The organism is Chromatiaceae bacterium, assembly GCA_016714645.1.
Lineage (GTDB): Bacteria > Pseudomonadota > Gammaproteobacteria > Chromatiales > Chromatiaceae > M0108.
The window spans coordinates 662,582-687,549 of the sequence record JADKCI010000004.1; the positions used below are offsets into that span (position 1 = coordinate 662,582).

Annotated in this window: 14 protein-coding genes; 8 read left to right on the forward strand and 6 right to left on the reverse strand. The window is 65.1% G+C overall.

The window, feature by feature from the left end; all coding sequences use genetic code 11:
* Positions 1-41: 41 nt before the first annotated feature.
* Entirely contained in the window at positions 42-623 is a 582-nt protein-coding gene (locus tag IPN92_14970) for a DUF3501 family protein (protein ID MBK8639500.1), read from the forward strand.
* A 195-nt stretch (positions 624-818) separates the two neighbouring features.
* On the opposite strand, the gene hemW is transcribed toward IPN92_14970, so the two are convergent.
* The 4 genes from hemW to IPN92_14990 all read right to left on the reverse strand — a co-directional run bounded on the left by hemW (position 819) and on the right by IPN92_14990 (position 6,714).
* Positions 819-1,988 (reverse strand): radical SAM family heme chaperone HemW, encoded by a 1,170-nt coding sequence (hemW, locus tag IPN92_14975; protein ID MBK8639501.1) that lies wholly within the window; start codon positions 1,986-1,988, stop codon positions 819-821.
* A gap of 122 nt (positions 1,989-2,110) precedes the next feature.
* Entirely contained in the window at positions 2,111-4,339 is a 2,229-nt protein-coding gene (uvrD, locus tag IPN92_14980) for a DNA helicase II (protein ID MBK8639502.1), read from the reverse strand.
* 266 nt (positions 4,340-4,605) lie between these two features.
* Entirely contained in the window at positions 4,606-5,319 is a 714-nt protein-coding gene (locus IPN92_14985; GenBank protein MBK8639503.1) for a Crp/Fnr family transcriptional regulator, read from the reverse strand.
* A 195-nt stretch (positions 5,320-5,514) separates the two neighbouring features.
* Positions 5,515-6,714: an NnrS family protein gene (locus IPN92_14990; protein ID MBK8639504.1), complete on the reverse strand. Its 1,200-nt coding sequence runs from the start codon at positions 6,712-6,714 to the stop codon at positions 5,515-5,517.
* Positions 6,715-7,179: 465 nt separating this feature from the next.
* Between IPN92_14990 and IPN92_14995 the strand changes: the two genes are divergently transcribed.
* From IPN92_14995 to IPN92_15025, 7 genes are all read left to right on the forward strand, one after another.
* Positions 7,180-7,386, forward strand: a complete 207-nt coding sequence (locus IPN92_14995) for a hypothetical protein (GenBank protein MBK8639505.1) — start codon at positions 7,180-7,182, stop codon at positions 7,384-7,386.
* A 93-nt stretch (positions 7,387-7,479) separates the two neighbouring features.
* Complete coding sequence (locus IPN92_15000; protein ID MBK8639506.1) at positions 7,480-7,953, forward strand: hypothetical protein; 474 nt, start codon at positions 7,480-7,482, stop codon at positions 7,951-7,953.
* A gap of 512 nt (positions 7,954-8,465) precedes the next feature.
* Entirely contained in the window at positions 8,466-9,431 is a 966-nt protein-coding gene (locus tag IPN92_15005) for an IS5 family transposase (GenBank protein MBK8639507.1), read from the forward strand.
* Positions 9,432-10,270: 839 nt separating this feature from the next.
* Positions 10,271-10,978: a ParB/RepB/Spo0J family partition protein gene (locus IPN92_15010; protein ID MBK8639508.1), complete on the forward strand. Its 708-nt coding sequence runs from the start codon at positions 10,271-10,273 to the stop codon at positions 10,976-10,978.
* Between the two features lie 8 nt (positions 10,979-10,986).
* Positions 10,987-11,937, forward strand: coding sequence for a DDE-type integrase/transposase/recombinase (locus tag IPN92_15015; GenBank protein ID MBK8639509.1), 951 nt, complete (start codon positions 10,987-10,989; stop codon positions 11,935-11,937).
* Positions 11,937-12,602, forward strand: coding sequence for an ATP-binding protein (locus IPN92_15020; protein MBK8639510.1), 666 nt, complete (start codon positions 11,937-11,939; stop codon positions 12,600-12,602). Before IPN92_15015 ends, IPN92_15020 begins: the two co-directional genes overlap by 1 nt.
* 260 nt (positions 12,603-12,862) lie before the next feature.
* Entirely contained in the window at positions 12,863-13,066 is a 204-nt protein-coding gene (locus tag IPN92_15025) for a hypothetical protein (GenBank protein ID MBK8639511.1), read from the forward strand.
* A gap of 1,017 nt (positions 13,067-14,083) precedes the next feature.
* Here the strand turns inward: IPN92_15025 and IPN92_15030 are convergent.
* Entirely contained in the window at positions 14,084-17,428 is a 3,345-nt protein-coding gene (locus IPN92_15030) for an insecticidal toxin protein (GenBank protein MBK8639512.1), read from the reverse strand.
* 453 nt (positions 17,429-17,881) lie between these two features.
* Positions 17,882-24,922 carry a hypothetical protein gene (locus IPN92_15035; protein MBK8639513.1) on the reverse strand — a complete coding sequence of 2,347 codons (7,041 nt, stop codon included), beginning with the start codon at positions 24,920-24,922 and terminating at the stop codon, positions 17,882-17,884.
* Positions 24,923-24,968: the final 46 nt, after the last annotated feature.

A 24,968-nucleotide genomic window follows, 5' to 3' on the forward strand; every position in this document is an offset into this window, starting at 1 on the left:
CCCGCTCTACCTTCGCATTGCTTAACGAGGTACCCATCAGCATGAGCCACTTGACGCCCGCCGATCTCTACAGCACTGAGCAATATGCCAAAGTTCGCAATGAATTCCGCGCCCGGGTGATGGCGCATAAGCGCGACCGCAAGGTGCCTATCGGTCCCAACGCCACCCTCTATTTTGAGGACCGCCTGACCATCCAGTATCAGATTCAGGAGATGCTGCGCATCGAGCGGATCTTCGAGGAGGACGGCATTCGGGAAGAGTTGGACGCCTACAATCCCCTGGTTCCGGATGGCCGCAACCTGAAGGCGACCTTCATGGTCGAGTTTGCCGATAGCGAGGAGCGTAAGGAGGCCTTGGCCAAGCTGATTGGCATCGAGGATCGGGTCTGGGTCCAGGTCGCCGGCCATGAGCCCCGGTACGCCATCGCCGACGAGGACCTGGAGCGTGAAGACGCCTCCAAGACCTCCTCGGTCCACTTTCTCCGCTTCGAACTGACCGATGCCATGGCCGCCGCCCTCAAGGGTGGTGCCGGTCTAGCCCTGGGCAGCGACCATCCCCACTACGGTTACCGCGTCGAGGCGTCCCCCGCCACGCGCGACTCCCTGACGGCCGATCTGGCCTGACGCCTGTTTCCGCCAACCGTTCCGACCCCTCATCCCGCCACGAGTATCGGCAACAGATTGTTTTATCCGGCTCCATCCCCCCTGGTGGGGGGGCTGGGCAGAGGGGGGCCAAACGCCTACCTTCCCGTGAGTGACTAACAGTCAGCCTTTTGAGATGGCGTGCGGGTGACAGGGCTGCCTGTCACCCAAGAGGGCCTAATCCGGCATGAAGTGCCCAAGAAGGTCATTAAGGAACCAGCGACCCCGGTCTGTGGGACGGACCCAAGAGCCACGGATCTCCAGCAGCCCGGCCTCTGCGGCGCTGGCCAGTGGAGCCCCCAGCCGTTCCAGATCCAGCCCAGTGCTTTGAGAAAAGAGCTGGCGATCGAAACCCCCGGTCAGCCGCAGGGCGTTCATAGCGAACTCCAGGACAAGGTCCTCATCCTTGAGCTGCCAGCGTGAACCCAACGGATCGGGGCCCGTCAGGGCCTTGAGGTAGGCGACGGGTTGCCGGGGCTTGGCCTGGCGCCAGGTCAGACCGGTTATCGGGTCACGGCGTTTAGCATGGGCACCGGCGCCGATGCCGATATAGTCGCCGAAGGTCCAGTAGTTAAGGTTATGCCGGCACTGGCGCCCGCTGCGGGCATGGGCCGATACCTCGTACTGGGCAAAGCCGCTGGCCGAGAGTAACTCCAGGCCCTGGAGCTGCATGTCCGCGCCCAGGTCATCCTCGGGCAGGGGCGGTGGGGTGGCATAAAAGGGGGTGTTGGGTTCCAGGGTGAGCTGGTAGTAGGAGAGGTGCTCGGGCTCTAGGGCCAGGGCCAGGGCCAGGTCTTCCCGGGCTTGAGGTAGATTCTGGTGGGGCAGGCCGAACATCAGGTCCAGGTTGATGTTGTCAAACCCCGCCTGACGCGCGAGCTGGAAGGCGCGGCGGGCCTCGTCCGGGCCATGGATGCGACCCAGGTCGCGCAGCCGGTCCGCGCTCAGGCTTTGCACCCCCAGGGACAGGCGGTTGACCCCAGCTTCGCGATAGGCGGCGAAGTTGGCGACGTCCGCCGTGCCCGGATTGGCCTCCAGGGTGATTTCGGTTGCCCTGTCCAGGGGCAGGCGCTGGCGAATGCCCTCCAGCAGCCGGGCAATGGCGGCCCCGGAGAAGAGGCTGGGGGTGCCACCGCCGATGAAGAGCGCAACCAGCGGCGGTAAGGTCTGAGCCCGCCCCGCCAGATCCCGATCGAGATCGCCGAGCAGGGCCGCCACATAGGCCTCCTCGGGGATGGACTTGCCGGCGGCGTGGGAGTTGAAGTCGCAATAGGGGCACTTGCGAACGCACCAGGGGATGTGGATGTAAAGGCTGGGGGCTGAACTCGGGTGTTCGCCGCCTGGAATGGGGTTAATGGGCGCCGCCTGCTTTGCGGGTGGGTTGGGGCGCGGGACCCTTCACGCCAGGGCCGGCCAATGAGAGAAGGCGCGGCGCAACCCGCGCCAACCGGTCTGGGGCTTCGGAGGCCTCATCCCAAGGGCTCCAGCTTGGCGTAGGCGAGGACTAACCACTTGGTACCCTCACCTTGGAACTTGACCTGAATCCGCGCGGCGGCACCGAGGCCCTCGCTGTTGAGCACCACGCCCTCGCCGAATTTGGGATGCCGGACCCCCTGGCCAAGATTAAAGCCGCCTCCCTTGCCGGTTTCCGGGACGCCGGCGGACCAGGAGGCGCCAGCCTGCCGAGCGCCGGTTGCTGGGGAGAAGGATGAGCCCCAGGCCGAGGACCGCGACAGGCCCCCAGCCCGCACCTCACGTACCAGTTCCGCCGGGATCTCGCGCAGGAAGCGGGAAGGGAAGGGGCGATCCTCGCTACCCCGGAAGCGGCGGCTCTCCGCGTGACTGACAAAAAGCTGGTGCATGGCCCGAGTCATGCCGACATAGCAGAGGCGTCGCTCCTCTTCCAGGCGGTTCGGGTCGTTGGCCGACAGACTATGGGGGAAGAGGCCCTCCTCGATGCCGACTAGGAAGACGATCGGGAACTCCAGGCCCTTGGCGCTATGCAGGGTCATGAGCTGGACACCATCCTCGAACTCATCGGCCTGGGCATCCCCGGACTCCAGGGTCGCATGGGCCAGGAAGGCGACCAGGGCATCCTGCTCGCCCTCCACCGCGCCGTCCCCCAGTTCATGGCGGAAGCGCCCGGCGGTCTCGACCAACTGCCCCAGGTTCTCGATGCGATCCTGGCCCTTGCCGTCTTTCTCCTTGCGGTAGTGCTCCTCCAGGCCGGTGGTGGCAATCACGTCGTTGGTGAGGCCCTCCAGGTTGAGATCCGGGACCGCGAGACGGAGGCGATCGATCAGACCCAGGAACTGGCCGATGGCCCCAGCGGCACGGGGGGGGAGGGTGCCGGAAGCCATCAGATCCCGCGCGGCCCGCCAGAGCGAGACCCGCGTCTCCCGGGCCTGTTCCCGCAGGTTCTCCAGGGTGCGGGGGCCGATGCCGCGCATCGGGGTGTTAACGGCCCGCTCGAAGGCGGTGTCGTCGTCGGGGTTGGCGACCAGGCGCAGGTAGGCCATGGCGTCCTTGATCTCGGCGCGTTCGAAGAAGCGCAGGCCGCCATAGACCCGGTAGGGAATCTGGGCCTGGATCAGGGCCTCCTCGAAGAGCCGCGACTGGGCCGTGGTGCGATAGAGGATGGCGCACTCCGCGCGGCGGTAGCCCTCGTCCGTGACAAAGCCGTGAATGCGATCGACCACGAAGCGGGCCTCGTCCACCTCGTTGAAGGCGGCGTAACGCAGAATGGGCTCGCCCTCGGCATCCTGGGTCCAGAGATTCTTACCCAGCCGCATGGGGTTATGCGCAATCAGGGCATTTGCCGCCTGAAGGATATTGCCGGTGGAACGATAATTCTGTTCCAGACGCACCACCTGGGTGTTGGGATAGTCGCGCTGGAAGCTCTGGATGTTCTCCACCCGGGCCCCGCGCCAGCCATAGATGGACTGATCATCGTCGCCCACCAGGAAGAGAGTGTCCCGGTCCCCGGCCAGCAGGCGAAGCCAGGCGTACTGGATGGCATTGGTATCCTGGAACTCATCCACCAGGATGTGGGCGAAGCGCTCCTGGTAGTGGTGGCGGATGTCCGGGCGGTCCCGCAGCAGTTCATGGGTGCGCAGCAGCAGGTCGGCGAAATCGACCTGGCCGGCGCGCTCGCAGGACGCCTGGTACTCGCGATAGACCTCGATGAGCTTGCGCTGGTAGAAGTCGCCGCCGTCGTCCAGGTGCTCCGGGCGGCGGCCCTCATCCTTTTCCCGGTTGATGAAGCCCACCACCTGGCGGGGCGGGTAGCGGGACTCGTCAAGCTGCAGCTCCTTGAGCAGGCGTTTGACCAGCCTCAGTTGGTCGTCGCTGTCGAGGATCTGGAAATGCTGGGGCAGCCTGGCATCCTGCCAGTGGGCGCGCAGAAAGCGGTGGGCCAGGCCATGAAAGGTGCCGACCCACATGCCACCGATGGGCTGTTGGAGGATCTCCTCGATGCGAGTCCGCATCTCCCGGGCCGCCTTGTTAGTAAAGGTCACCGCCAGGAGGGACCAGGGCGCCAGATGCTCGACCTGGATGAGCCAGGCGATGCGATGCACTAGCACCCGGGTCTTGCCGCTGCCGGCGCCGGCCAACACCAAGCGATTGCCGCCGGCAGCAGTGACGGCCACGCGCTGGGCATCGTTTAGGGGGTCGAGAATGTGGGAGATGTCTTCCATGGCGTCATTCTACTCGTAGGTTGGGACAGGAGGGAGGAAGAGGGCAGGAGTGGTCCCTAGCGAAGGGCGGGTACCCGATTAACCCTTATGATTTTCGGCAAGGTTGCTCAATCGGCCTGGGGAAAGGCCCGGTGGCTGGCATGAGGGTGAGCAGCACCTGTGCGGGCTGGCAGGGCGAGCAGCAGCCTTATGCCGCCCTTGAACGTATGCGGGTGGTGGCTCCGCCTCGGTCCTGCCTTGGGGGGATGGATGCGAATCGCCCCAGGTTAACAGGGGAGGACCGGCATGCGGGGCAAGTAGGCGGGTTCCCCCAGATCTCCCAAGGCGGCAATCTTCTCCAGGGCACTCGGGTCCAGGATACTGACATGCCGACCCTGAACACGGATGATGCCGCGCTCACTCAGGTCCTTTTCGATGCGGGAGAAGGTCTCGGGTTTGATGGAGAGGCGCGAGGCGATGACGCCCTTGCGGGCGTTCAGGTTCAGGATCCGGCCATCCCCCGGACACTTGGCGAGCAGATAACAGGCGAAGCGGCTGGTGGCGGAATGCAGGGTCAGATTATCAATCTCCCGCACCAGGCCGCGCAGGCGCTGGCTCAGAACCCCGAGCAGGATGAAACAGGTATCGAAGGACTCCCGCAACATGCGCGTGAAGTCCCGGGTATCCATGCTGATTAACTCAACCGGGCCCAGGGCCGCCGCGCAGACCGGATAGCGGGGGGCGTCCAGGAACATCAGGGCCTCGGCGAAGGTCTCGCCGGGCGCTGCAATCTCGATGACCTTCTCGGCCCCCTCCGCGGACAGGCGGAATAGCCGCAGGCGGCCGGAGATTACCAGGTAGAAGCGTTCGGCGGCATCGCCCTGGCGGAAGAGCATCTGACCCTCGTCCAGTCGGACAGGAATGGCGTGGCGCGCCACCCGCGTCAGTTGTTCATCGGACAAGCGGGACAGCAATAGCGCCCGGCGTAGTTCCTGGATCATGACCACCTCCTTTGTTCGTTTCCGGGGATGCGCTGGCGGAACAGCGCGTCAATCGGGTGGCCATTGCCGATTAAAAAAATTTATAGAACCGAGTAGGGCCCAGCCTCGACCTAAATCAAGTATTACAGTCCCCCCGGGTTTCGCAAAGGCATGATCGGGGGCCGGCAAGCCCGAGGGCAGGCGGAGAAAGGGCCCTTAACCCGGCCGGCCATCCGCCCGCGGCCCTATCAGCATGGGCCCGTAAACCCAAAGGAAGATCCCGAAGGCCAGGATCCAGAGTCCACCCGATAGCCCCAGCCAGAGGGAATACTGGCTGGGCCAGAGCAGGGCGGGGACCACCCGCGTCAGGGCGGCGAGATTGATCGCCAGGAAGGCGGCGATGGTGGCCGGCGAGGCCCGCATGTCGCGGCCGGTATGCCCCAGGGTCACCCGGGTGACCATGCCAAAGGTAAAGACGCCAATGGCCCCAGTTGTCAGGGCGTGCAGGGCGGGGAAGGGGGGCAGGAGGCCCAGTGCGGACAGCCCATCCAGGGCCAGGCCGGCTATCATCCAGAGGTAGCCGGCGTAGAGGACCGCCAGCATGGGATTACGCCAGGCGCGGCCGTCATACCAGCCGGCGAGGCGGATGGCCTGCAGCGCCGCCAGGGCCAGGAGGGGGATGGCGGCGAGGGCGGGCACCGTCGTCAGCAGGTTGACCAGGGCCAGGGCGGTGGCAACGGCGAAAGAGGCGCCTTCCACCCAGGGCCGGTTGACGGGTTGGTTGCCCGGGAGCGCGCTCTGAGTGAAAAAGGGCATGATGCGACCCGCGACGATCAGGAGGATCAGCAGGGTCAGATCGAGCATGAGGCGTGACCCACGACTCGCCGAATTGGCCAGCAGGCCCAGGGCTTGGGCGTGCACCAGCAGATTGGCCAGGGTCATGCCGGCCAGTAGGGCAAGAAAGACCCGGTTGATCTTGTTCTTCCCCTGCCAGAGCGGCGGGATCAGGACCAGGGCCAGGGCCGGGAAAAAGGCCAGATCAAGGATCGCGATCAGGGTGGGTGGCAGGGGCAACAAGGGTCCGAGCCGGGCCGCCAGCCACAGCAGCACCAGGGCGCCGAGACGCCCCCCGGTGGGGGTGTCGATCCCGGTCCAGTTGCGCGCCGCCGTCAGCAGAAAGCCCGCGATGACGGCCCCGACATAGCCAAAGAGCATCTCGTGGGCGTGCCAGGCCGTGCCGCCGAGATAGGTATCTCCCGGCAGCAGACCCCATAGGCGTGCGAGCCAGATGGCCATGGCCAGTAGGGCCAGGGCCGCGGCGGCGAGGAAGAAGGGCCGAAAGCCGAGGGCCAGGAGGCTCGATCGCTTGCCAGGGGGGGGCAGGGGAATTGCGGACAAGATGGGGTCCTCGCTCATATCTGGAAGTGTGACGGACAGCCTATCGCCCGGGCCGGCGCTAACCTTGATCCGGGTCAAGGGGCCGGGCGGGGTGATTGGGGGAATTACCCTGGCCAGGATTTGCTCGTCCCATCCCTATGTCGCGCCTCCAGGGCCTTAGGGATGAGGATTTATCTCCAGCAGTTCCTTGATGGGCTAGAGTAACAAAGATAGCGGGGAGCCAGGGTTTTGTGTCCCTTCTATTAAGGGTTTTGTTGGGCTTGGGGGCCCTGTACGCCCAAGCCAGATGGTCCCGGATATCTTCCAGGAACCGGATGGTTTCCTGTTTCCCGGCAACAAGGTGGTGGTGAAGAAGGACTATTTCGCCGGGGTCCTTCTGGGTGGGGTCTGCGTATCTTCCTGGACCCCTTTCCCGGCTACTACTGGTCAGGGAACGATGGCTATGAGATTCAGACCCGCTGGCGCGCCAACAATGCCCTGGAGGTGGTCAATACGATCCCGGGTATCCATTACGGACCCGAGATCAACGCCGTCAACGACGCCATCCTCTACAACGTCTCCCCTTGGAGCGTGACTGAATCCCTCGAACTCGCCAACATTGTCGCCCATGATTTCGTGGATAAACCCCAGACCACCTTTCTCTTCTATTCCTTGGGAGAGCCCTCTCTGACCCGAATGGCGCTAAGTTAAGCGCAACCCGCGGAAAAAATAGGGGGTTAGCTGGCAAGAGTGGTAGGCTGAAAGTTGCCAAACCCACAGCGCCAGCCAGGCGAGCCAACCCTCATGCATCCTAACCAGCGCGCCGCCACGCGGCAACGTCAGTGCGTCCTTGATCACGCCGACAACACCAACGCTCAGGGCTTTTTTAGCCTGCTCACTGGCCCGCAGCTCCTCGATCGCGTGGCGGGGTTGCTGCCGGAGCCTCGCGAGCGGATGTTTCCGCCGACCGAGACACTGGCGATGTTCATGACTCAGGCCCTCTCGGCGGACGGCAGTTGTCGCCAAGTGGTGGACGAGGCGGCGGTTAAGCGATTGATCGCGGGACTCCCGGCCCACAGCGCCAACACCAGCGGCTATTGCCAGGCGCGCGCCCGGTTGCCGTTACCGATGATTTCGACCCTGGTGCGGGACACCGGGGCGATGGTGGCGGGGGACGCGGCGCTCTGGTGGCAGTGGCAGGGACGTCCGGTGCGCTTAGTCGACGGCGCCACGGTCACCTTAGCCGACACCGAAGACCATCAAGCCAAGTATCCGTAACCGACGAGTCAGAAGGCGGGATTGGGCTTTCCCATCATGCGCTTGGTGGCCCTGCTGTGCCTGGCAACCGGGGCCCTGCTGGACGCGGCGACCGGTCCCTGCCAGGGCAAGGGCAGTGACGAGCAGGCGCTCTTGCGCACCCTGCTCGACACCCTCAAACGTGATGATATCCTGCTCGCAGATGCTTATTACTCAACGTACTTTCTCCTCTGCGACCTGGTTGCCCGCGGCGTCGACGGGGTGTTTGAGCAGGACGGTGCGCGCAAGCGCAGCACCGACGTTCGGCGCGGCCAGATTTTGGGTGTGCGTGACCATCTCATCATCCTGCCCAAGCCCAAGCAGCCACCGTGGATGAGCCAAACCGACTACGACCGTGCTCCCGCCTCGTTGAACGTGCGCGAGTTTCAGGCGGGCGGCAAGATCATGGTCACCACCTTTTTGTGGCGTTGGTGCATAAATCCGCCGATTCCTGCTAAGCTGACCATCGTTTCACCTTTCAGCAAGCCCCAAACATGCCATCCACGGACCAGACCAGCGCGGCTCCCGCCACCAAGCAGGCGACCTATCGGATCACCAACTGGCCAGAGTACGACCGGGCACTGGTGGCGCGCGGAGACCTCACCTTCTGGTTCGACCAGGAGGCGATCACCCAGCGCTGGACGCCTGAGCCCACGGGCAAGCGGGGTGCCCCTTGGCGCTACTCGGACGGGTCCATCCAAACGTTGCTGGTCTTGAAGCACCTGTTCCACTTGCCGTATCGCTCGCTGGAAGGGTTGGGACGTTCCCTGATGCGCCTGATGGGGTTGGATCTACCGATCCCGGATCACACGCACTTGTCGCGTCGGGTGAAGACCTTGACGGTTCAAATCCCCCGCCAGGAGCGCACGGGGCCGATCCATGTGGTGGTGGACTCGACGGGACTGAAGGTGTTTGGCGAGGGGGAATGGAAAGTGCGCCAACACGGTGCCGGGAAGCGGCGCACCTGGCTCAAGGTCCATCTGGCCGTCGATGCCCACGCCAAGGAGGTCATTGGCGTGGAAGTGACGACGGCGGCCTGGACGGATGGCGAGGTCTTTGGGGATCTGGTGGATCAGATCGAGGGGGCCATCGAACAGATCGATGCCGATGGAGCCTACGATACCCGCGAAGCCTATGATGTGGCCGCACAACGCGAGGCGATACTGGTGGTTCCGCCCCGGGAAAACGCGGTGGCCTGGGACGCCGATCACCCGCGCGCGCAGGCACTCGCCGCAATCCAGGAGAAGGGACTGGCGCAGTGGAAGAAAGACACGGCCTACCACCATCGCAGTATCGCCGAAAACGCCATGTACCGCCTCAAACAGCTCTTCGGGGCGGGAGTGGCCTCACGCATTTTTGACGCCCAGCTGAACGAGGTCCAGGCGCGGATTGTGGCCATGAACAAAATGACCTACCTGGGGATGCCGATCTCGGTCCGGGTTGGGGTCACTGCGTCCTGAAAAAATGGGGTGGGGGAATCCTGCCCTGCTATTTCTTTATGCACCAACGCCCCTTTTTGTGTCCGAAAGCGTACCCCAAGGGCCTCCTCAAGGTCCTATATCGTAGCCGCTGGAACATTGAACTGGACCTGCGCAACATCAAGACCACGCTTGCCTCAACGCTAACCCGAATTGACCCACCTTCTGCTAAGAAATCAGACCCACCCCCTGGTGCGTAGGGGTCTGCGCTAACGAAAAAGTCCCCACCCCCACCCCCCACCCTGGGGCATCGGGGCACACTTCCACCGCGCGGCACTCCGCTGATGGGTGGGAAAGATGAGCCACGCGCCCGGCTGTTGCTGCTGCGGCCAGCCGTTTCAGCCGCGCCCCCAGAACCCAACCCAGACTTACGGTTCGCAGCCGGCGTGCCGGCGTGCCAGCGGGCGCGCAAGCGTGTCTGGCAACGCGGCAAGCGCGCCACCGATTCGGACTACCGGGCCAACGACCAGGCCGCCCAGTGGGCCTGGGCGCAGGCGCATCCGCAGTATTGGCGGGCCTGGCGGGAACGTCACCCCGAGTCCGTTGCGCGCAACCGCGAGGCCCAGGGGGCGCGCAATGCTCGGCGCCGTGAGGCGCTGGGAGTGATTGCAAAAGAGGACGCGTGGACGTCTGAAAGCGGTTTACCGGCAGGCACTTACCGGGTTGAGCCGTGGCGTGGGACGGATTGCAAATGTGGACGTGTCAACCGCGAAAACCTGTTTGTACTCAGCGGAGTAGGCGCGGTTTAGGGGCCCTGGCGGCGGATGGCAAAGAGAGGACTCGATGGCCCTGGCGGGAATGTTCGGGCTAGGGTGTCGGCCATGCACGCCGCCCCCGTGAACGGTATTGCGCTCGATCTGCATCAGTTCGATGCCCCCTATGCCCAGACCCGGGTGCAGCGCCCCGAGCAGGTCCGCCGGCTGATGGCCTCCATCGACGCCGATGGCCAGCGGGTGCCACTGATGGTTGTGGCCGCGGGCCCTCGCTGGATTTTGGTCGACGGCTACCCGCGCTGGGCGGCGCTGCGGCACCTCGGCCGCGACACCGCCCAAGTCGAGGTGTGGCAGGGCCCGCTCGGCGAGGCCCTGACGCAGGTGTTGGCCCGCCACCAGGGCCGCGCCTTCGCGCCCATCGAGCAGGCATGGATGTTGTCGGCGGCCCTGGCCGAGGGGCTGAGCCAGCGCGCCCTGGCCGCGGCCCTGGGCAAGGACGCCAGTTGGGTCAGCCGGCGTCTGGCGCTGCTCGCGCAGTTGTCCGAGCCCTTGCAGGAGGCGCTGCGCCAGGGCGTGCTCTCGACCTGGGCGGCGAGCCGGGTGTTCGTGCCGTTGGCGCGCGCCAACGCCGTCGATGCCGAGTCCTTGCTCGCCACCCGGCACAACGGGCCCTTGTCCACGCGGGAGTTGGCCACCTGGTATGCCCACTATGGGCAGGCTCACCGCACTGCCCGCGCGCGCAGGGTGGCCCAGCCGCGGCTGTTCATCCAAGCCTTGCAGAGGCCGGACACCCCGCTCAACACTACAGCACCCTGACCTACTGGGTGCGCGAACTGCAACTGCGTGAGGAGCCACCGGCGCGGGTCGGTCATTACGACTTCGCCCCGGGCCAGGAGATGCCGCACGACACCTCGCCCCATCGCTTGCGCAGCGGTGGGATCTTGCTCACCGCCCCGTGCGCCGCGCGCATCCTGGGCTTTAGCCGCCTCAGCGTCATCCCGTACTACCCGCGCTTCACCCGCTTCGAGGCCCAGGTGTTCCTCGACGCGGCCGTTACCTTCCTCGGCGGCACCTGCGCGCGCTGTACTATCGACAATACCCGCATCCTGGTGGCCGCCGGCAGCGGGCCGGGGGCCCTGATCGCCGCCCAGATCGAGCAGTTCGGGGCACGTTTTGGGGTCCGATTTAAGCCCCATGCCATCGGCAATCCCGACCGCAAGGCCCACGTCGAGCGATTTTTTCACTACGTCGAGCACCATTTCCTACCCGGACGTTCCTTTGCCGACTGGCCGGACATCAACGTCCAGGCCCGCGCCTGGTGTGAGACGGTCGCCAACCAGCAGGTCAAGCGCTCCTTGGGCACCGCCCCACGGGCCGCCTTTGAGCAGGAGCGCCCGGCGCTGCACCCGCTGCCGGCCCATCAGCCGGCGGTGGGTGTGATCGCCCCTCGGGTGGTCGACACCGAGGGCTATGTGCATCTGGAGACCAACCGCTATTCGGTGCCCGAGCGACTCCTCGGCAAGGCGGTGGAGGTCTACCCGTACTTCGAGACGGTGGCGATCTACTTTCAGGGCCGCGCGGTGGCCCATGCCCCGGGACGTGGGGCGGCCCGGCTCAAGCGGCTGTTGCAGTTCCAACGCACCTATCCCATCAGGCCCTTCCTCGCCGCCGTGGCCCAGGCCCTGGCCGATGGCCTCTATGACCTGACCCGCCGGGCGTCGCTGATCCTCAAGCAGGTGCGCGGGACGTTCTTCCAACTCCCGGAGGGGGACTGATGCGCGCGGCCATTCACACCTTGCTCGCCGAACTGCACTTCGCCGGTATGGCCGAGACCCTGGACCGGGTGCTCGATGGGGCCGAACAGGGCGGCGATCCGCCAGCGGCGGTGTTACTCGCCCTGCTGCGCGAGGCGTCGCGGCACCGCCAGGAGCGCAGCCGCGCCTATCGCCTGCAACAGGCCCGCCGGCCCTGGGACTGGTCGCTGGACACCTTCCCCTTCGCACGCCAGCCGACGGTGGACGCTGCCCACATCCGCGCCCTCGCCGGTCTGGGATTCATTGACCGGGCCGCGAACCTGGTCTTGATCGGCCCGCCCGGCACCGGCAAGACCGGACTGGCCATCGGCCTGCTGCGCCAGGCCCTGGTCAACGGCTACCGTGGCCGCTTCTACAACGCCCAGGACCTGATCGACGAACTCTATGCCGCGCTGGCCGATCACTCCACCACTCGCCTGCTCAAACGCCTGGCCGCCTATGACGTGCTGGCCATTGACGAGTTGGGGTACATGAACCTCAAGCCCGAGCATGCCAACGCCCTCTTCCAACTGCTGGAACAGCGCTACGCCCGCAAGAGTACCCTCATCACTACCAACCTCGACTTCGACCAGGGGTACGACCTGTTCCGCAATAAGCCCCTGGTCGATGCCTTGCTCGACCGCTGACAGCATCACTGCATTACCTTGCGCCTCACGGGACCATCCTTGCGCGCCCCCGCGGTGCCAGGCGACAGCGCCGCCCCGCGCTAAACCCTACCCCCCCTCGCACCGCCGGTCGCGGTCCGGTTTCTTGGCGAACCGGACCGCGACCGGGGCCCTACTGCGCCCCTTACCAAACGCTAAGAGCAGTCATCTCCTGCGCACGAGGTGGGTCCGTTTTTCCTAGCGCAAGTGGGTATGTTTTGATTAGCGTTGAGGTCCGTGCGGTGCTCGATCGCCTCGATCAGCGCTACCAGGCCGTACGCCGCCACTTGCCCTCCCGACGCACCTTCTTCGAACATCTCCGGGCCCTGGCCCAGTACCTGCCGTTTGACTCCTGGGACCACCTGTTCAACTTTATGCGCGAGGCCCTCGAGCCCGCCCAGCCACCCCTCGCCCGCCGTCCTGGCGCGCGGCGTAGGCAAATTTAGAATTGCTGGATGATGGGCTGCTTTGGCACCGTCCCCTGCGATTCGTGGCTTCGATGGCGTATGTTTCACCTCGTTTCCGCCCAGTTTGGGCTATTTGGGCAGCCTGGAGTCCATCAGTAAGAGAGAAATCCAGTTAGATAGAGACCCCAACCGCCTGAATTTACCGGCCTGCGCGCCTTTTCGCGCAGGTCTGGTGGAATGACAGGTGTACGGTCGGCATGGGCGTGAACTTGTGGGGTGAAAGTCCCCTGTAGGAGGGCCTGTATGCCCGTGAGGGCAGATAAAACTACTAGCCCACGGCAGGGGCAGGCCCGCAAGGGGCTGTCTGAAGGAAGCCCGAGCGCAAAGGTGCGAGCCGACGGACAGAAACCGCATAGAAGGCTCAGGCCCCGGGCGAGTCAGCACCAGGTGACGAAGACCGCCAGGTGCAGGGGATAGGGTAAATGCGGCGGTTGTGTGCACTGAAGGTTCACGTTCTTATCCGGGGAGATCGGTCCTGCAAGCGGTCCGTGCCGCGACGGGGGTCAAACTGAGGTCCTGTCCGAAAGGGCAGAAATCGCCATCGAACCCTAAGCGGCAGTGGTCGCCATGGGAGCCGGACTGAGGCCCAGCGCGAAAGCGCTGGAGACGCCACCGGACCCTACCGTGATCCGGGCAGCGCGTGCGGCGGCAACGTCGTGCGTGAGGGGACAGAAGTCAGCAGAGGGCGTAGTAGCCAAACGCTCGCCGTAATGGGCGGGACAGGGTGAAGGCCCGAACCTTCCGCAAAGAGCGAGCCGCACTCCGCGCACGGATGCACTGCTGCGTATTCCGGGTGAAACGGACGTGGCGCGGCGTGTTGTAACCAGCTTTGAAGGGCGATTCGGCCATTGTGATGAAGTCCTTACCAATCCGACGGAAGCGCCCCGTGCGGACCCGCATGCGGGGTGCTGTGGGAGCCGGGGGAGAAAAAACCCCCGGCGACCCGATTCGGCGGCAGTTCTCCATATCCGCGTTTCGCGGGCTCCACACTGGGGGTCACTTGCCCCATGTGACCGCGATCCACAAGTCTCCGATCTCCTTGTCCTCGAAGAAGAGCTTCAATTCCGTGACCGGGCTGGAGGGCAGGGCGATGTCCGTGAGCTTGCCGACCAACAGCTGCCCCATCGCTGCATCGTGGTCCAACGCATCCTTCTTGATCGTGGCGTCAGTGCGATCACCCTTGTCGAACACATCCAGGGTGCCCGGAACGACGGCCTTCGTGCTGCGGGCCACGAGGTCCACTTGCAGCACCGTCTTCAAGTGCCCCTGGCTCCAGAACGGGTAGTGCTCCTCGCGCAGATTGAGCGCGAGTTCGAAGCGCTGGTTGGCGCCAGGCGTCTGCCCCAGGAATCTTGCCCACTCAGTGGGGAACTCGTCGCGCACGGAGAAGAGCCGCACTGACCCCGCCGCCTGCGCGCCCTCGATGGCGGCCGTGACGTTCTCCACGGCGGCCTTTCGTATCTGTGCCCCTCCTTCGCGCGCGGTATACCGGATATGGAGGATGACGTCGCTGATGGTCTGGTAGTCGAATTGCCTCGCCTCGCCGTTGCCGGGATTGGCCGGCAGGTCCAGCCGCCATTCGCTGACCACGCCCGAGTTCTCGAACGGCAGGTAGCGCTCGTCGCGCAGATTGGTCTCGAACAGGCCACCGTCGTTCTGCGCGGAGCTCGTCACGATCGATTGCACGCTGCCGAAGAAGTCGGTGAAGCGCACGTCGTCGGCATTCTCGCGCGGGTAAGACCCGGCGCCCAGGCTCGGCGTCTTGCGGATGCTGCTCTTGAGCAACGTCAGCGTGCAGTTCACGCTGGCGTATGGACCCGTGACGCACGGGATACTCACCGATACCGTCCTGATGCGGCGGAAGTAGTGGCCAGGTCCGTCCATGTCGAACAACGTTTCCGGCAGGGTCACGGTACAACTGCCCGAGGCGCGCAGTTGCAGCAGGGCCAGCGGATTGATCTGCAGCACGCTGACGTGCCGCGTCAGTTCGTATTCGCGCTGGTTGAGGTCGTGATACGCCATCTCCATGCGCTTGATGTCGAAATACAGCTTCTCTCCAGCCAGCAGGCCTTCCTTGCCGGCGAGATAGCCGAACTGGAGATAGCCGAGATCCGGCTGACCGAGCTCGTGCTGCAAGGCGCGCTCGGCTTTCTTGGCGACATCGAACGCGAACTGGAAACACTGGCTGTATAGCCCTTTCACCTCGCGCTTCATCCAGACGTACAGCGCCTTGTTGGTCTTCTTGCCCTTGTTCTCGGTGCCTTCTTCGTTGAGGAAGCGCTCGATTTCTTCGGCCTGCTTCATCTGTTGACGATGGTTCTTCAATTCCATCTCGGCGATGGCCTGACGGATCTCGGCACCGCGGATTTGCTTGCGAATCTGGTTGATTTCGCCGGCGGCCAGATTGCTCTGGAACGCCCACTCCTGCTCGCGGCGGGCGTAGGCACCCACCTTGGCGGACTGGCTCGCCTGCATGGTCAACTCTTCGGAGATGGCGAAGCCGAAATCGGCGGCGAACTTGGCCACGGCGGCGAACTTCTGGCCGCCCGTGCCGATGCTGCCCCCGATGCCCCAGTAGTGGGCATGCACCTTCGTGTCGGGGATCATGGTGAGACTCTGTGCGGCCAGTTGCAGGAGTTTGGCGCCACGGTGAATGTTCAGCGCGAAGCCGGATTTCTCCAGCTCCTTCGACTCGTAGCTGCTCACGATTCTGCCGCCCGAACTGCCGAGATCCTGCTCGATGTCCACCTCGATGTCGCGCGGCGCGACCTGCGGCTCCTTCATGGCGAACCGCATCCTGGCCAGGCTGTCATGATCCAGTTCCTCCAAGTCGGGGATCGCAGCCTCGATCTCATCGGCCTTCTTGCCGAGCTGGCCTTCGTAGTAGCTGTACCGCTGCACGGCCAGTGCGAACGTCTGCAGCAGGCTCTCTTTCGCTTTGATGGCCTCCTGCAGCTGACCGTAGCGCACCTGCTCCACCATATCCATCACGGCGCGCTCGTGCCGGGCGCGCAGGATGGTCATGGCCTCACCGTCTTCCTTCTCCATCGCCGACAGCAGGCTGCTTCCGAGTGATTTCACCTCCTGGCAGATGTCGGCGGCCTTCTGGACGAGGAGTTGGAAGCGCACGAGGGGCAATGGTTGATTCAACCCGCTGGCAATCGCTCCCACATCCAGGCCCGCTGCGGCGGCGCGTGCGAGCAGAGCGGGGTCGATCGGCGGCTCGAACAGCGCCAGTTGACGGAACACACCCTGGAAGTTGAGACTGTTGCGAATCTTGAACAGACGGTCGGCGACCGTGTCCCAATAGCTCAGCAGCTTCTCGTTGCGCGGCACGCAGAAATAGAGGGCCTTGCCCATGCTGCGCAGCGTGGCCAGCCGGTCGTCATCGCCCCGGTCATCAGCCGGGAACGGCATCAGGTCGAACGGCAGGTCCGCTTCGACGTCACGCAGGACGGTGCCGAACTGGCTCAGATCTTGTCGCAGGTTGGCGTAGGTCTGCCTGCGGACTGCGCCTTTTCGTGGCACCGGCAGCGGACGCGGGCCGAGGATGTTGGCCGCCAACACGTACACCATCATGGCTTCGTCGATCGCCTCGCCCGTGTCCTGCCTGAAGAGCGAGTCGCCCCACGCGATCAGGTTGTCGAGATAGGCCATCACCGTCTTGTGCATGTAGGCTTGCTGCCGGTACCGGGCGATGACGTGCGGCCGGAACGGCTGATCCTTCCACGCCTCCATGCTGCGCACGGTCTCGGCACGCAGGGTTTCGTCCGCGCCCGTGGCAAGGTTCACGAGAAGCTCTTCGATCTTCTGAACGTCGGTGCTCTGGAACGGCCGCACCTTCCAGAAGCGCGCGGGCGTCGGTCCCTCGCTGTCGTCGGTCGGGTCGAACACGTAGTGGAACCAGCGCTGCGACTCGGCAAACCGCTGGTTCTTGCTCAGGTGGATCGCGATCGTGATCGGGACGTGGAAAAACAACTCCCAGTTGTACGCCGCGTACGCGCCGCCGGAGCTGAAGTCGAGGTCCTTGACGGGATACGGCGGCTGCACGAGCGCGGCGCTCGGCAAGTACGCCGCACCGAAGAAGTCGGCGAACAGCAGCGGACGCATCTTGCTCCTGAGCAGCCGCACCTGAAGGCCGCTCGGAAACTCGACCTGCGTGCCACCTGTCAGCAGCACGCGCGTTCCCGCAGGCAGCGAGGCAAGTGTGCCGTCATGCAGCGTGAGCGGCGACGCCGCTGTCAAGGTGATCGGCGTATCGCCGGCTACGATTGCCTTGCTGTTGGCTGTCGGCTCGAACAGCTCGCCCGCTGAAGGTGTCCCAATCATCCCCTCGACCATCGTCGCCTTCATCCCGTCAGCGAGGGTGGCCGGCGCGTCACCCGCGGTGTCGAACGCCATTTGCGCGGCCAGTTCAACCGGGTTGCCGCCGCTCGTGGCCTGCACCGTGGCGAGCAGGGCAATCCTCGAGCCGGCAGGAATCGTCAGCGCGACGTTGGGCTCCAGTGCGATGGCGATACTGCCGGGGAAGGAGGCGCCATCGACAGCGTTCTGCGTGTCGGCGGCCTCCAGTCCGGACGTGCCGCTGCGCAGCAGCCGCTGCATCAGTTGCTGGACGTACGGATGCTGATGCAGGTGGAAGCGATAGCGGACGTCGCGCTCCTGGACAATGAAGTGGCGAGTGTCCGTCGTGGCGCCGGCAGGGCCCGGCACGACGGTGAGATCTCCCAGCAGGAAGCCGTGGAAGCGGTCGGCGACGGCAGTGATTAGTGGCTTCACAACGTGCTCCTTGGGTCAGCGTTCCAGACGGGCGATGCCCGCGATACGCGCGCCCAACCCGGTGCGCGTGGCTTCATCAAGATTGCGGGCCAGCCCGGCGTTGAAGCCGCCGCCTCCCACGACGTTCAGGCCGCCGGGCGTCGGCGTCAGTCCGCTGCGTTCGAGGGACGTGGCGCCCGAGAGCACCAGCGTGCTTCCCGACGCAAGGCCGCTCGCGGGATGCACGCCCACCGGCGAACCGGCGTTCGCCTGACCGCCCGCCGCGACGATGTCCAGACCCGGCCGCCCCGCGGGTCCGATCAGGACGCCGTCGAATTCGAGCGCCGTCGCGGGGTTCACCAGCCAGTCGGCACGCAACGTGGGACCAATGACGGACTCCGGGGCGATGCCAAGGCTGCCGCCGAGGTCACCGGGATCCGGCGCGGGGCCGCGAGGGATCTCCGCCAGCACCGTCAGGTCTCGCCACCATTCTGGGTGGTGCCAACCCGGGTCTGGTTGCGGCGTCGGCGTGACCCAATCCTGCCATTCTTCGATCGTGCGCTCCGTCACGCTGGGCTCGACGAAGAACGTGTGCGAGTTGTCCTGGTAGAACACCGGCCGCATCAGTGCGGCGATCTCTGGCAGGCCGCGCTCGATCGCGGCTTGCACCGCGGCGTCCTCATCGGGCAGGTCCGGTGTGATGAGCGGCGTTGCAGCGCTGTCGCACGGCAGCAGCGTATAGGCGTCGCACTTCTGCAGAACGCCCGACACCTGCACCGTGTCCACGGGCGCCTGGCCGTCCTCCGTGGTGATGTGTCGTCTGAACTCCACGCTGAGTGCGCCGCTGCCGCCATAGCGATTGGCCATCACGCGGCTCGCGCTGCTCAAGGGATTGGACGGTTTCTCGCCGCAGAACGCCGACTCCGGCTCGGCATTCCGGCCTGCCAGATAGAACGCCTGATTCACACCGCCTCCGCGGAGGTGAATGTAGACGCCGCACTCGTCGCCGTTTTCATACGGTTCTTTCGAGACGTGGACGAACACGGAGTTGACGTCGAAGTGGCTCGAGACCAGCAATGGACCGGACGTCTGCGTCGCTTCCACCCAGACATACCCCTCGGCCGTGGCGGGGCGGGTGTCGCCGACTCGACGGCGCTCCCAATGCGGTGGCACCACCGTCACCGTCGTGACAGGTACGAACGCGCTCGATTCGGACGTGCTCCACTCTCCGGCGAGGCACTCGCTCCAATGCAGCTGCACGTCGAGCTGCTTTTGCCGCCCGGCGGCACTGACGTCGTTGATGATGCTCGACAGCTTCGCCTGGCCCAGAGCCTGATTGCCGCTGCTCGCCCCGAACTGCGGTTCGCGGACCGGCTTGTCCAGGAACTTCACCCAGAACAGGTAGAGGCGGTCGCGCCAGACTACCGGCACCAGGTGATCGCCTTCCACCTCGGCGCTCACCGGCTCCCAAGGCGTCCACATCTGGCGGGCGTAACGGCGATAGAAGTGCTTGTGCGGCTTGCCGTAGGTGCGGCCGATAACGTGCAGGGTGCGCGCGGCCGGTTCACCGTCCTCCATGTGCATGGCCACGATATCCAGCCGCGCCAGTTCGTCGAGCGTCTTGAGATAATTCAGGAACGCGTCCTCGGCCAGATCGTTCGAGATGTCTCCTTCGAGCAGTGCGCCCTCGAGCTCGGCGAATAGGTGCGTCTTGTCGTCGCGGAACTCGGGCTCGAGCCAGTTCTCGGGGAACAGGAAGATCTTTCGGTTCGCTTCCCAAACGCGGTAGCGCTTCATCCATTCCCACTGTCCGGCGTTCACGACCGAGGGATGCACCTTCGGCTCCATGTTGAGCAGGCTGCGCTGGATGAACAGTTGCAGCGAGGCAATCGCCAGCCGGATGCGCGACGTCTGCACCACCGGCTCCATGCCCGGATCGACGAGGAAGTGCTCGTACAGCTGCTCCATGCTGGCGAACCGCCGCTGGTGCATGACGAAGGCGACGAGCGCGTCGCGCTGGCGACGCCGCAGCCGGTCGAACATCGGCTGGGCTACGCGTTGCCAAGCTTGCGAATCGAGGCGCGCCTTGATCGCTTCCTTGACATCGCGCGCCACCTCGAAGCGAGGCGCGTCCGGCGCGGCGGACACCACGACGCGCGCCCACTCCAGAAGCGAAGCCGCAGGCACGCCGAACCGCTGCACCACCTGCAACGCCAGCCACAGCCGCCGCAAGGGCCTCTCGCTCGCGAAGGCAGAGATGGCGTTGGGGCCTGCGAGGGCCCGCGCCGTCGCTTTGACAGTCGGTTCGTCGCGGCGAGTGAGCCTGGCAATCAACGGAACGATCTTCGTGTCGAGCACGTCAGGGGCGGTGCTTTCGCTGGCTTCGAAGATGTCGATCAAGTCGGCCGGGCCGTCGCCAAGCTCGCGGTCGAGCCGGGCGTAGGCGGCCAGGCGCAGAAACGTTCCAAACAGCGCCATGGCGCCGGCAACCGTGTCATCGCCCGGCCGCGTCGGCAATGCGCTCAAGCTGTCGCCGTGAGTCAGCAGGTAGCGCAATTCGCGCTCGTTCAGTCCCAGGGCCTCCGCCAATTGCAGCACCTTGGTCAACAGCATCACGGCGCGCTCCGCCTCATCGAAGCCCGCGCCAAGTCCCGCTTCCGCGCCGCCGATCACGGTCTGCAGCAACGGGACCGTACCGCCCAGCACGGCAGCGTCGGTGAGGAGTCTCTCCACCAGTGTCGCCTCCGCGCCGGCATACGACGTTATCGTCTGAAGGACGAACTGACGGATCAGACGTTGCCGTAACTCGTCGGGGCTCGCCGGGGGCGGGTCGGTGGGGATCGTAGGATCGATGCGGATCGCGCGGATGCCCTCAGCCATTGTCTTCAGGAGCGCGCGCATGGCTTCCGGGTCCTGGCGGTATTTGCCCGCCGCGTCGAAGCGATGGCGCAGCAGGTACTCCAGATCTTCGATGGTCAGCCCGCTGTCCTTGACATCCTGGGCCACCTCCACGAACCGCAGCGTTTGCGAGAAGGGGCGGTCGAGCTCGATTGCCTTGCTCGCCGGAGTGTCTGCGAGCGGATCGGGATGCAGGGGAGTAAACGGGTCGAGGCCGGAGAGCTGCTTGAGCGAGATCAGCTCGCGAACCGAAAGCCTCAGCCCCTTGGCCAGCAACCCGTACCGATAGAGCCGCGACACGGTTGGCAGCGACAGATCGGCAGTGTCGACCTGCTCACCGGCATCCTCCAGGACACGCCCGACTTCGTCGAGCGTCAGGCCCAGGGCTCCGCGCAGCGCCGGGATGTGATCCGTGAGCTTGGGCACCGCGCCCGACAGGTAATTGCCGAGCGGATCGTCAAATACCGCGTCGCTCTTCAGCATGCCGCGGGTGAGAAAGAGCTGCGCGTAGAGCGGCTGTTTGCCGGTGGTGGGGAGGTTCGTCCACAACGTCAGAAGCTTGATGCGGCCCTGCTTGCCTACGTTGAGCTGCCCTTCCAGGGCCTTGAGGTGGGCCAGGTAGATCAACGCCGTCTTCAGCGGCTGTTGTCCGAGATGCGCTTCCTCGAAGGGCGCGCTCGCCGGCACAAACGCCTCCAGGGCGCGACTGGTTTCGTCGATGCTCCAGCCCAGCGTGCGCCACAGGCGCACGAAGAGGTTGATCCTGAGGAACGCCAAAGGATCGGCCGCCCCGCCGTTGGCGTAGCGCACCGTCGTCAAGTCGAAGTTACCGCCGGCACTTGGATCGGCCAGCACGAGGACCGCATCGAACGGAATGGCCTGGACTGCGGCCTGCGCCGGCCCCAATTTCTCGTGCAGGGCCTGAACTTCCAACTGCAGCTTCTGATCGTCCGCCGCGAGCGTCGCGGGGTCCGCTGTTACGAGAGGCAGGTGATCGAGATAGACGCGGGCGTCGTGGATGCCGATCCCCAGTTTGTAGAGCAGGCCCAGTTGCGCGATCTTCGGATTGACGAAACCCGTCTGGATGATCGCCACGAGCTCCTGGTAGGTGATTCCCAGTCGCCGGCACAGCGCCCTGGCCGAGTGCAGGTCGATGCGCTGGCCGGTGTCTCCCTCGACCGCCTCGGTCGTCGCCTCGGCTGCTGTCGTGAAGCCATACAACTCATGCCATGTGTCGAGCGGATCGGGGTTGGTGAAGACCGCCACCTCCGCTGGGGACAGTCCGAGCGACTCCATGAAAATGGTGGAGCGGTCGAACGCCTGCGCGGGCGCGAACAGATCGTCGCTCGGCCGGAACACCTCCATGACGCGCGCGAGCGGCGTCTCGAAGTGATCGCAGAACTCGCGAACGGTGTCGGTCCAGAGATCGAACGGCAGCGCGAGCGGATAGCGCGCCTCGCGCAGCTTTTCATAGGCACCGCTGATCACGTTCTGCGGCTCGGCCAGCAGCTCCGCCGTCGTAGCTTCCCCGGTGTCGCGTGCCGCTTGTTCCTCGAGCTTCCCGTTGGCGACGTAGTACTCGAGGATCTCATTGACGATGTCGATGTAGGGCAGTGCGGTGTGGGTGTTCTCGCAGGTGAGCGCGATGTGCGGCAGATCGGGGCGGCGCTCCATCAGCACGTCGTACGGCTTCGGATGCGGGTAGTGGCTCCCCCCGTGCGACGTTTTCCACCGCGCCAGGAAGTTGTCCCATTCGCGCGCTTCAGGATCGACGAACTGCATCAGGTCCACAAAGTAGGCGGCCGGGCTCAGCACTGACCGGCAGTGCTCGCATTCGCAGAAGTCCATCGACCCGAACAGCGATTCCATGGTCGGAAACTGCTTGATGAGTCCGTCACGCACCTGTTCGCGGACCGCGACCGGCGCCGAGAATCCGGCGACGGCCGGCTCGTTGTCCACCTTCCCCGCGATGGCGAACAGGTTGAAGGTGACGATTTCCACCTGGCAAGCCTTGCGATACACGAGACCCGCCTCCGCCGAGGCCGGATCCCTGCCGTGAAGCTCGAAATACTTGGCGTCGAAGAGCGCGGTGAATTCGGCCTCCGGATACGCGGTCACGTCGTAGGCCGAGGTCATCTGCAGCGCCAGGAGCACGGGCATCGCGTCGTGACTGGGTGTGATCTGATAGACGCGCTGCAGCGTTTTCAACTGCTGCCTGGCCGATTCGAACGCCGCGCCGGTGAGCCCGGCATGCACTCCGGCATGCGTATTAAGAAAACCGTCCACCGATGTTTCGCCCAGCCTGAATCCCTGCACGGCTGCGTTCTTCAGGAGCGTCGCAGTCTCGTCGCGGGATGCCGGCAGCTCGATGGCGTTCTGTTCGATCAGCCGTTCCACCACCGGCGTCGGATAACTGCGGTCCAGCTTGCGCGCCATGTCCGCCGCGTAGGCACGCAGCCGGTCTTCTACCTTCTCGCCGACATACCGCGCCGGCACCTCGGCATCGAGCTTCTGCTTCTCGGCGTCCGTCAGGTTGCCGAGGTGGGCGGACGGAATCGCGACATGCGCGAGCACTTCCTCGACCCATGTCTCCGCGTGGTGAAAGTCCTGCTCCACAAGTTCGGCGGGATCGTCGATCCCCTTTTGCATCAGCCGCCTCGTCATGCCCTCGCTGTTGCCGGCGAGGAAGGCCAGCTTGCCCTGCAATTGCAGCGTGCCGATCTGTGCACCGTCGAGTCCGGCCTTGCGCGCCTCCTCCCAGAGTTCGGCGCCGGTGCCGCGATGGCCGAGATAGACAGGAGCGAACTTGGCCTGCACCTCCGGGCTCAGGCCCGACGAGCCGAGCAGCTGGCCGTAGGTGGCGCGCGAGCCCGGCGCCGGAATGTTCAGGCGAACCTTGGTGGTGAATGCGGCAAACTTGGACTTGAAGTCGGCGATCTGCGGGTCGCTGAGCTCGACGATGCCGGCGTCGCGCACGGCTTTGAGTGCCTGTTCGGCCACCTCCGGATCCACCTGTGCCAGCGTCAACTTGTCCGAAGGCAGCCCCGCGCGCAGCAGACCGTACAGAGGTTCCTGCGGCAACTGCGCGTCGGCATCCGCGCTGAGCCGTTCGGTCGTGGCGGCGAGCGCGATCAGGCGAGCGTCCCAGCCGGTGGCGCGATTCAGCACCGTGAGGTCCTGGCGGTCGTTGTTCTCGCGCGCGCCGGCCAGCGTCGTCATCGTCCCGACGTGAGCGGTGAGGTCGGCGGACAGACGGCCGTATTCCGCCGCCAGAGGCTGCAGCGTACCCGGCGCGACGAGGTTCAACCCGGCACGCGACTCGCCGCTGCGGTCATTCAACGGTCGGGACAGTGGGATTTCTCCGCCCGTCGCGTTGACGGTGCGCACCTGCAGACTGGCGGCCTTGCCAGCGGCATCGTAGGCAAAGGCGTAGTGTCCGCCCGCGAGCGTGGTGGTTTCGTTCAGCAGGGTCGCCGTGCCGCCGAAGTCGAGGCGGTACAGACGCAATTTCAGATGGGCGGCGGGCAGGCCATGCTGCAGCATGACCTGGCCTTCGACCCGGCGCTGCGCCGCGGGCTTGCGATCGATGGCGAGGGTGAGATCAACAATCTCCAGGGGCTTCGCATTGCGCGTCACCTCGGACGATTGCAGCAGCTCGCCATCGTCGCCCACGGCCGAGACACGCAGGTTCGTGCCCTCCACGCCTGGTAGCAGCTCGTAGCGAATGGTGTAGCGGCCTTGCGCATCGGTCGCGTTTTCGCCAAGGAGAATAGCGCCGCGTTCACTCTCGTGATGGGCGCGGATCTGTACGCCTTGGAGCAGTAAGCCGTCCTGGCGCCGGACCTCGCCACTGACGACGTGAACGCCGACGGCGGCCGCTGCGCCGAACATCCCCCATTGCTGGAGTAGCTCGTTGAACGCCTTGGCGGCGGGCTCGTCCACTTCGCCACTCGCCGTCAGCCCGCGCCCGTCCTGGAAGAGGCTCACCAGTTTGGCAGTGACGCTGTCGTAGGTCTGTACGGTGCGCTCGCGCTTGAGTGCTTCCGACATTTCCCGCCGCGCCGCGTCATCCGCCGGCAACAGGACACTGCGCTCCAGGCACAGTTGCAACACGTCCTGCAGGTCGGCGACCACCGCGCCCTGCATGCGCAGCTTTAACGGAAAGACGATCGTGTTCACGGCCCGAGCCCCCTATGTCTATCGCTGCTACACCGTTCGTAAAATT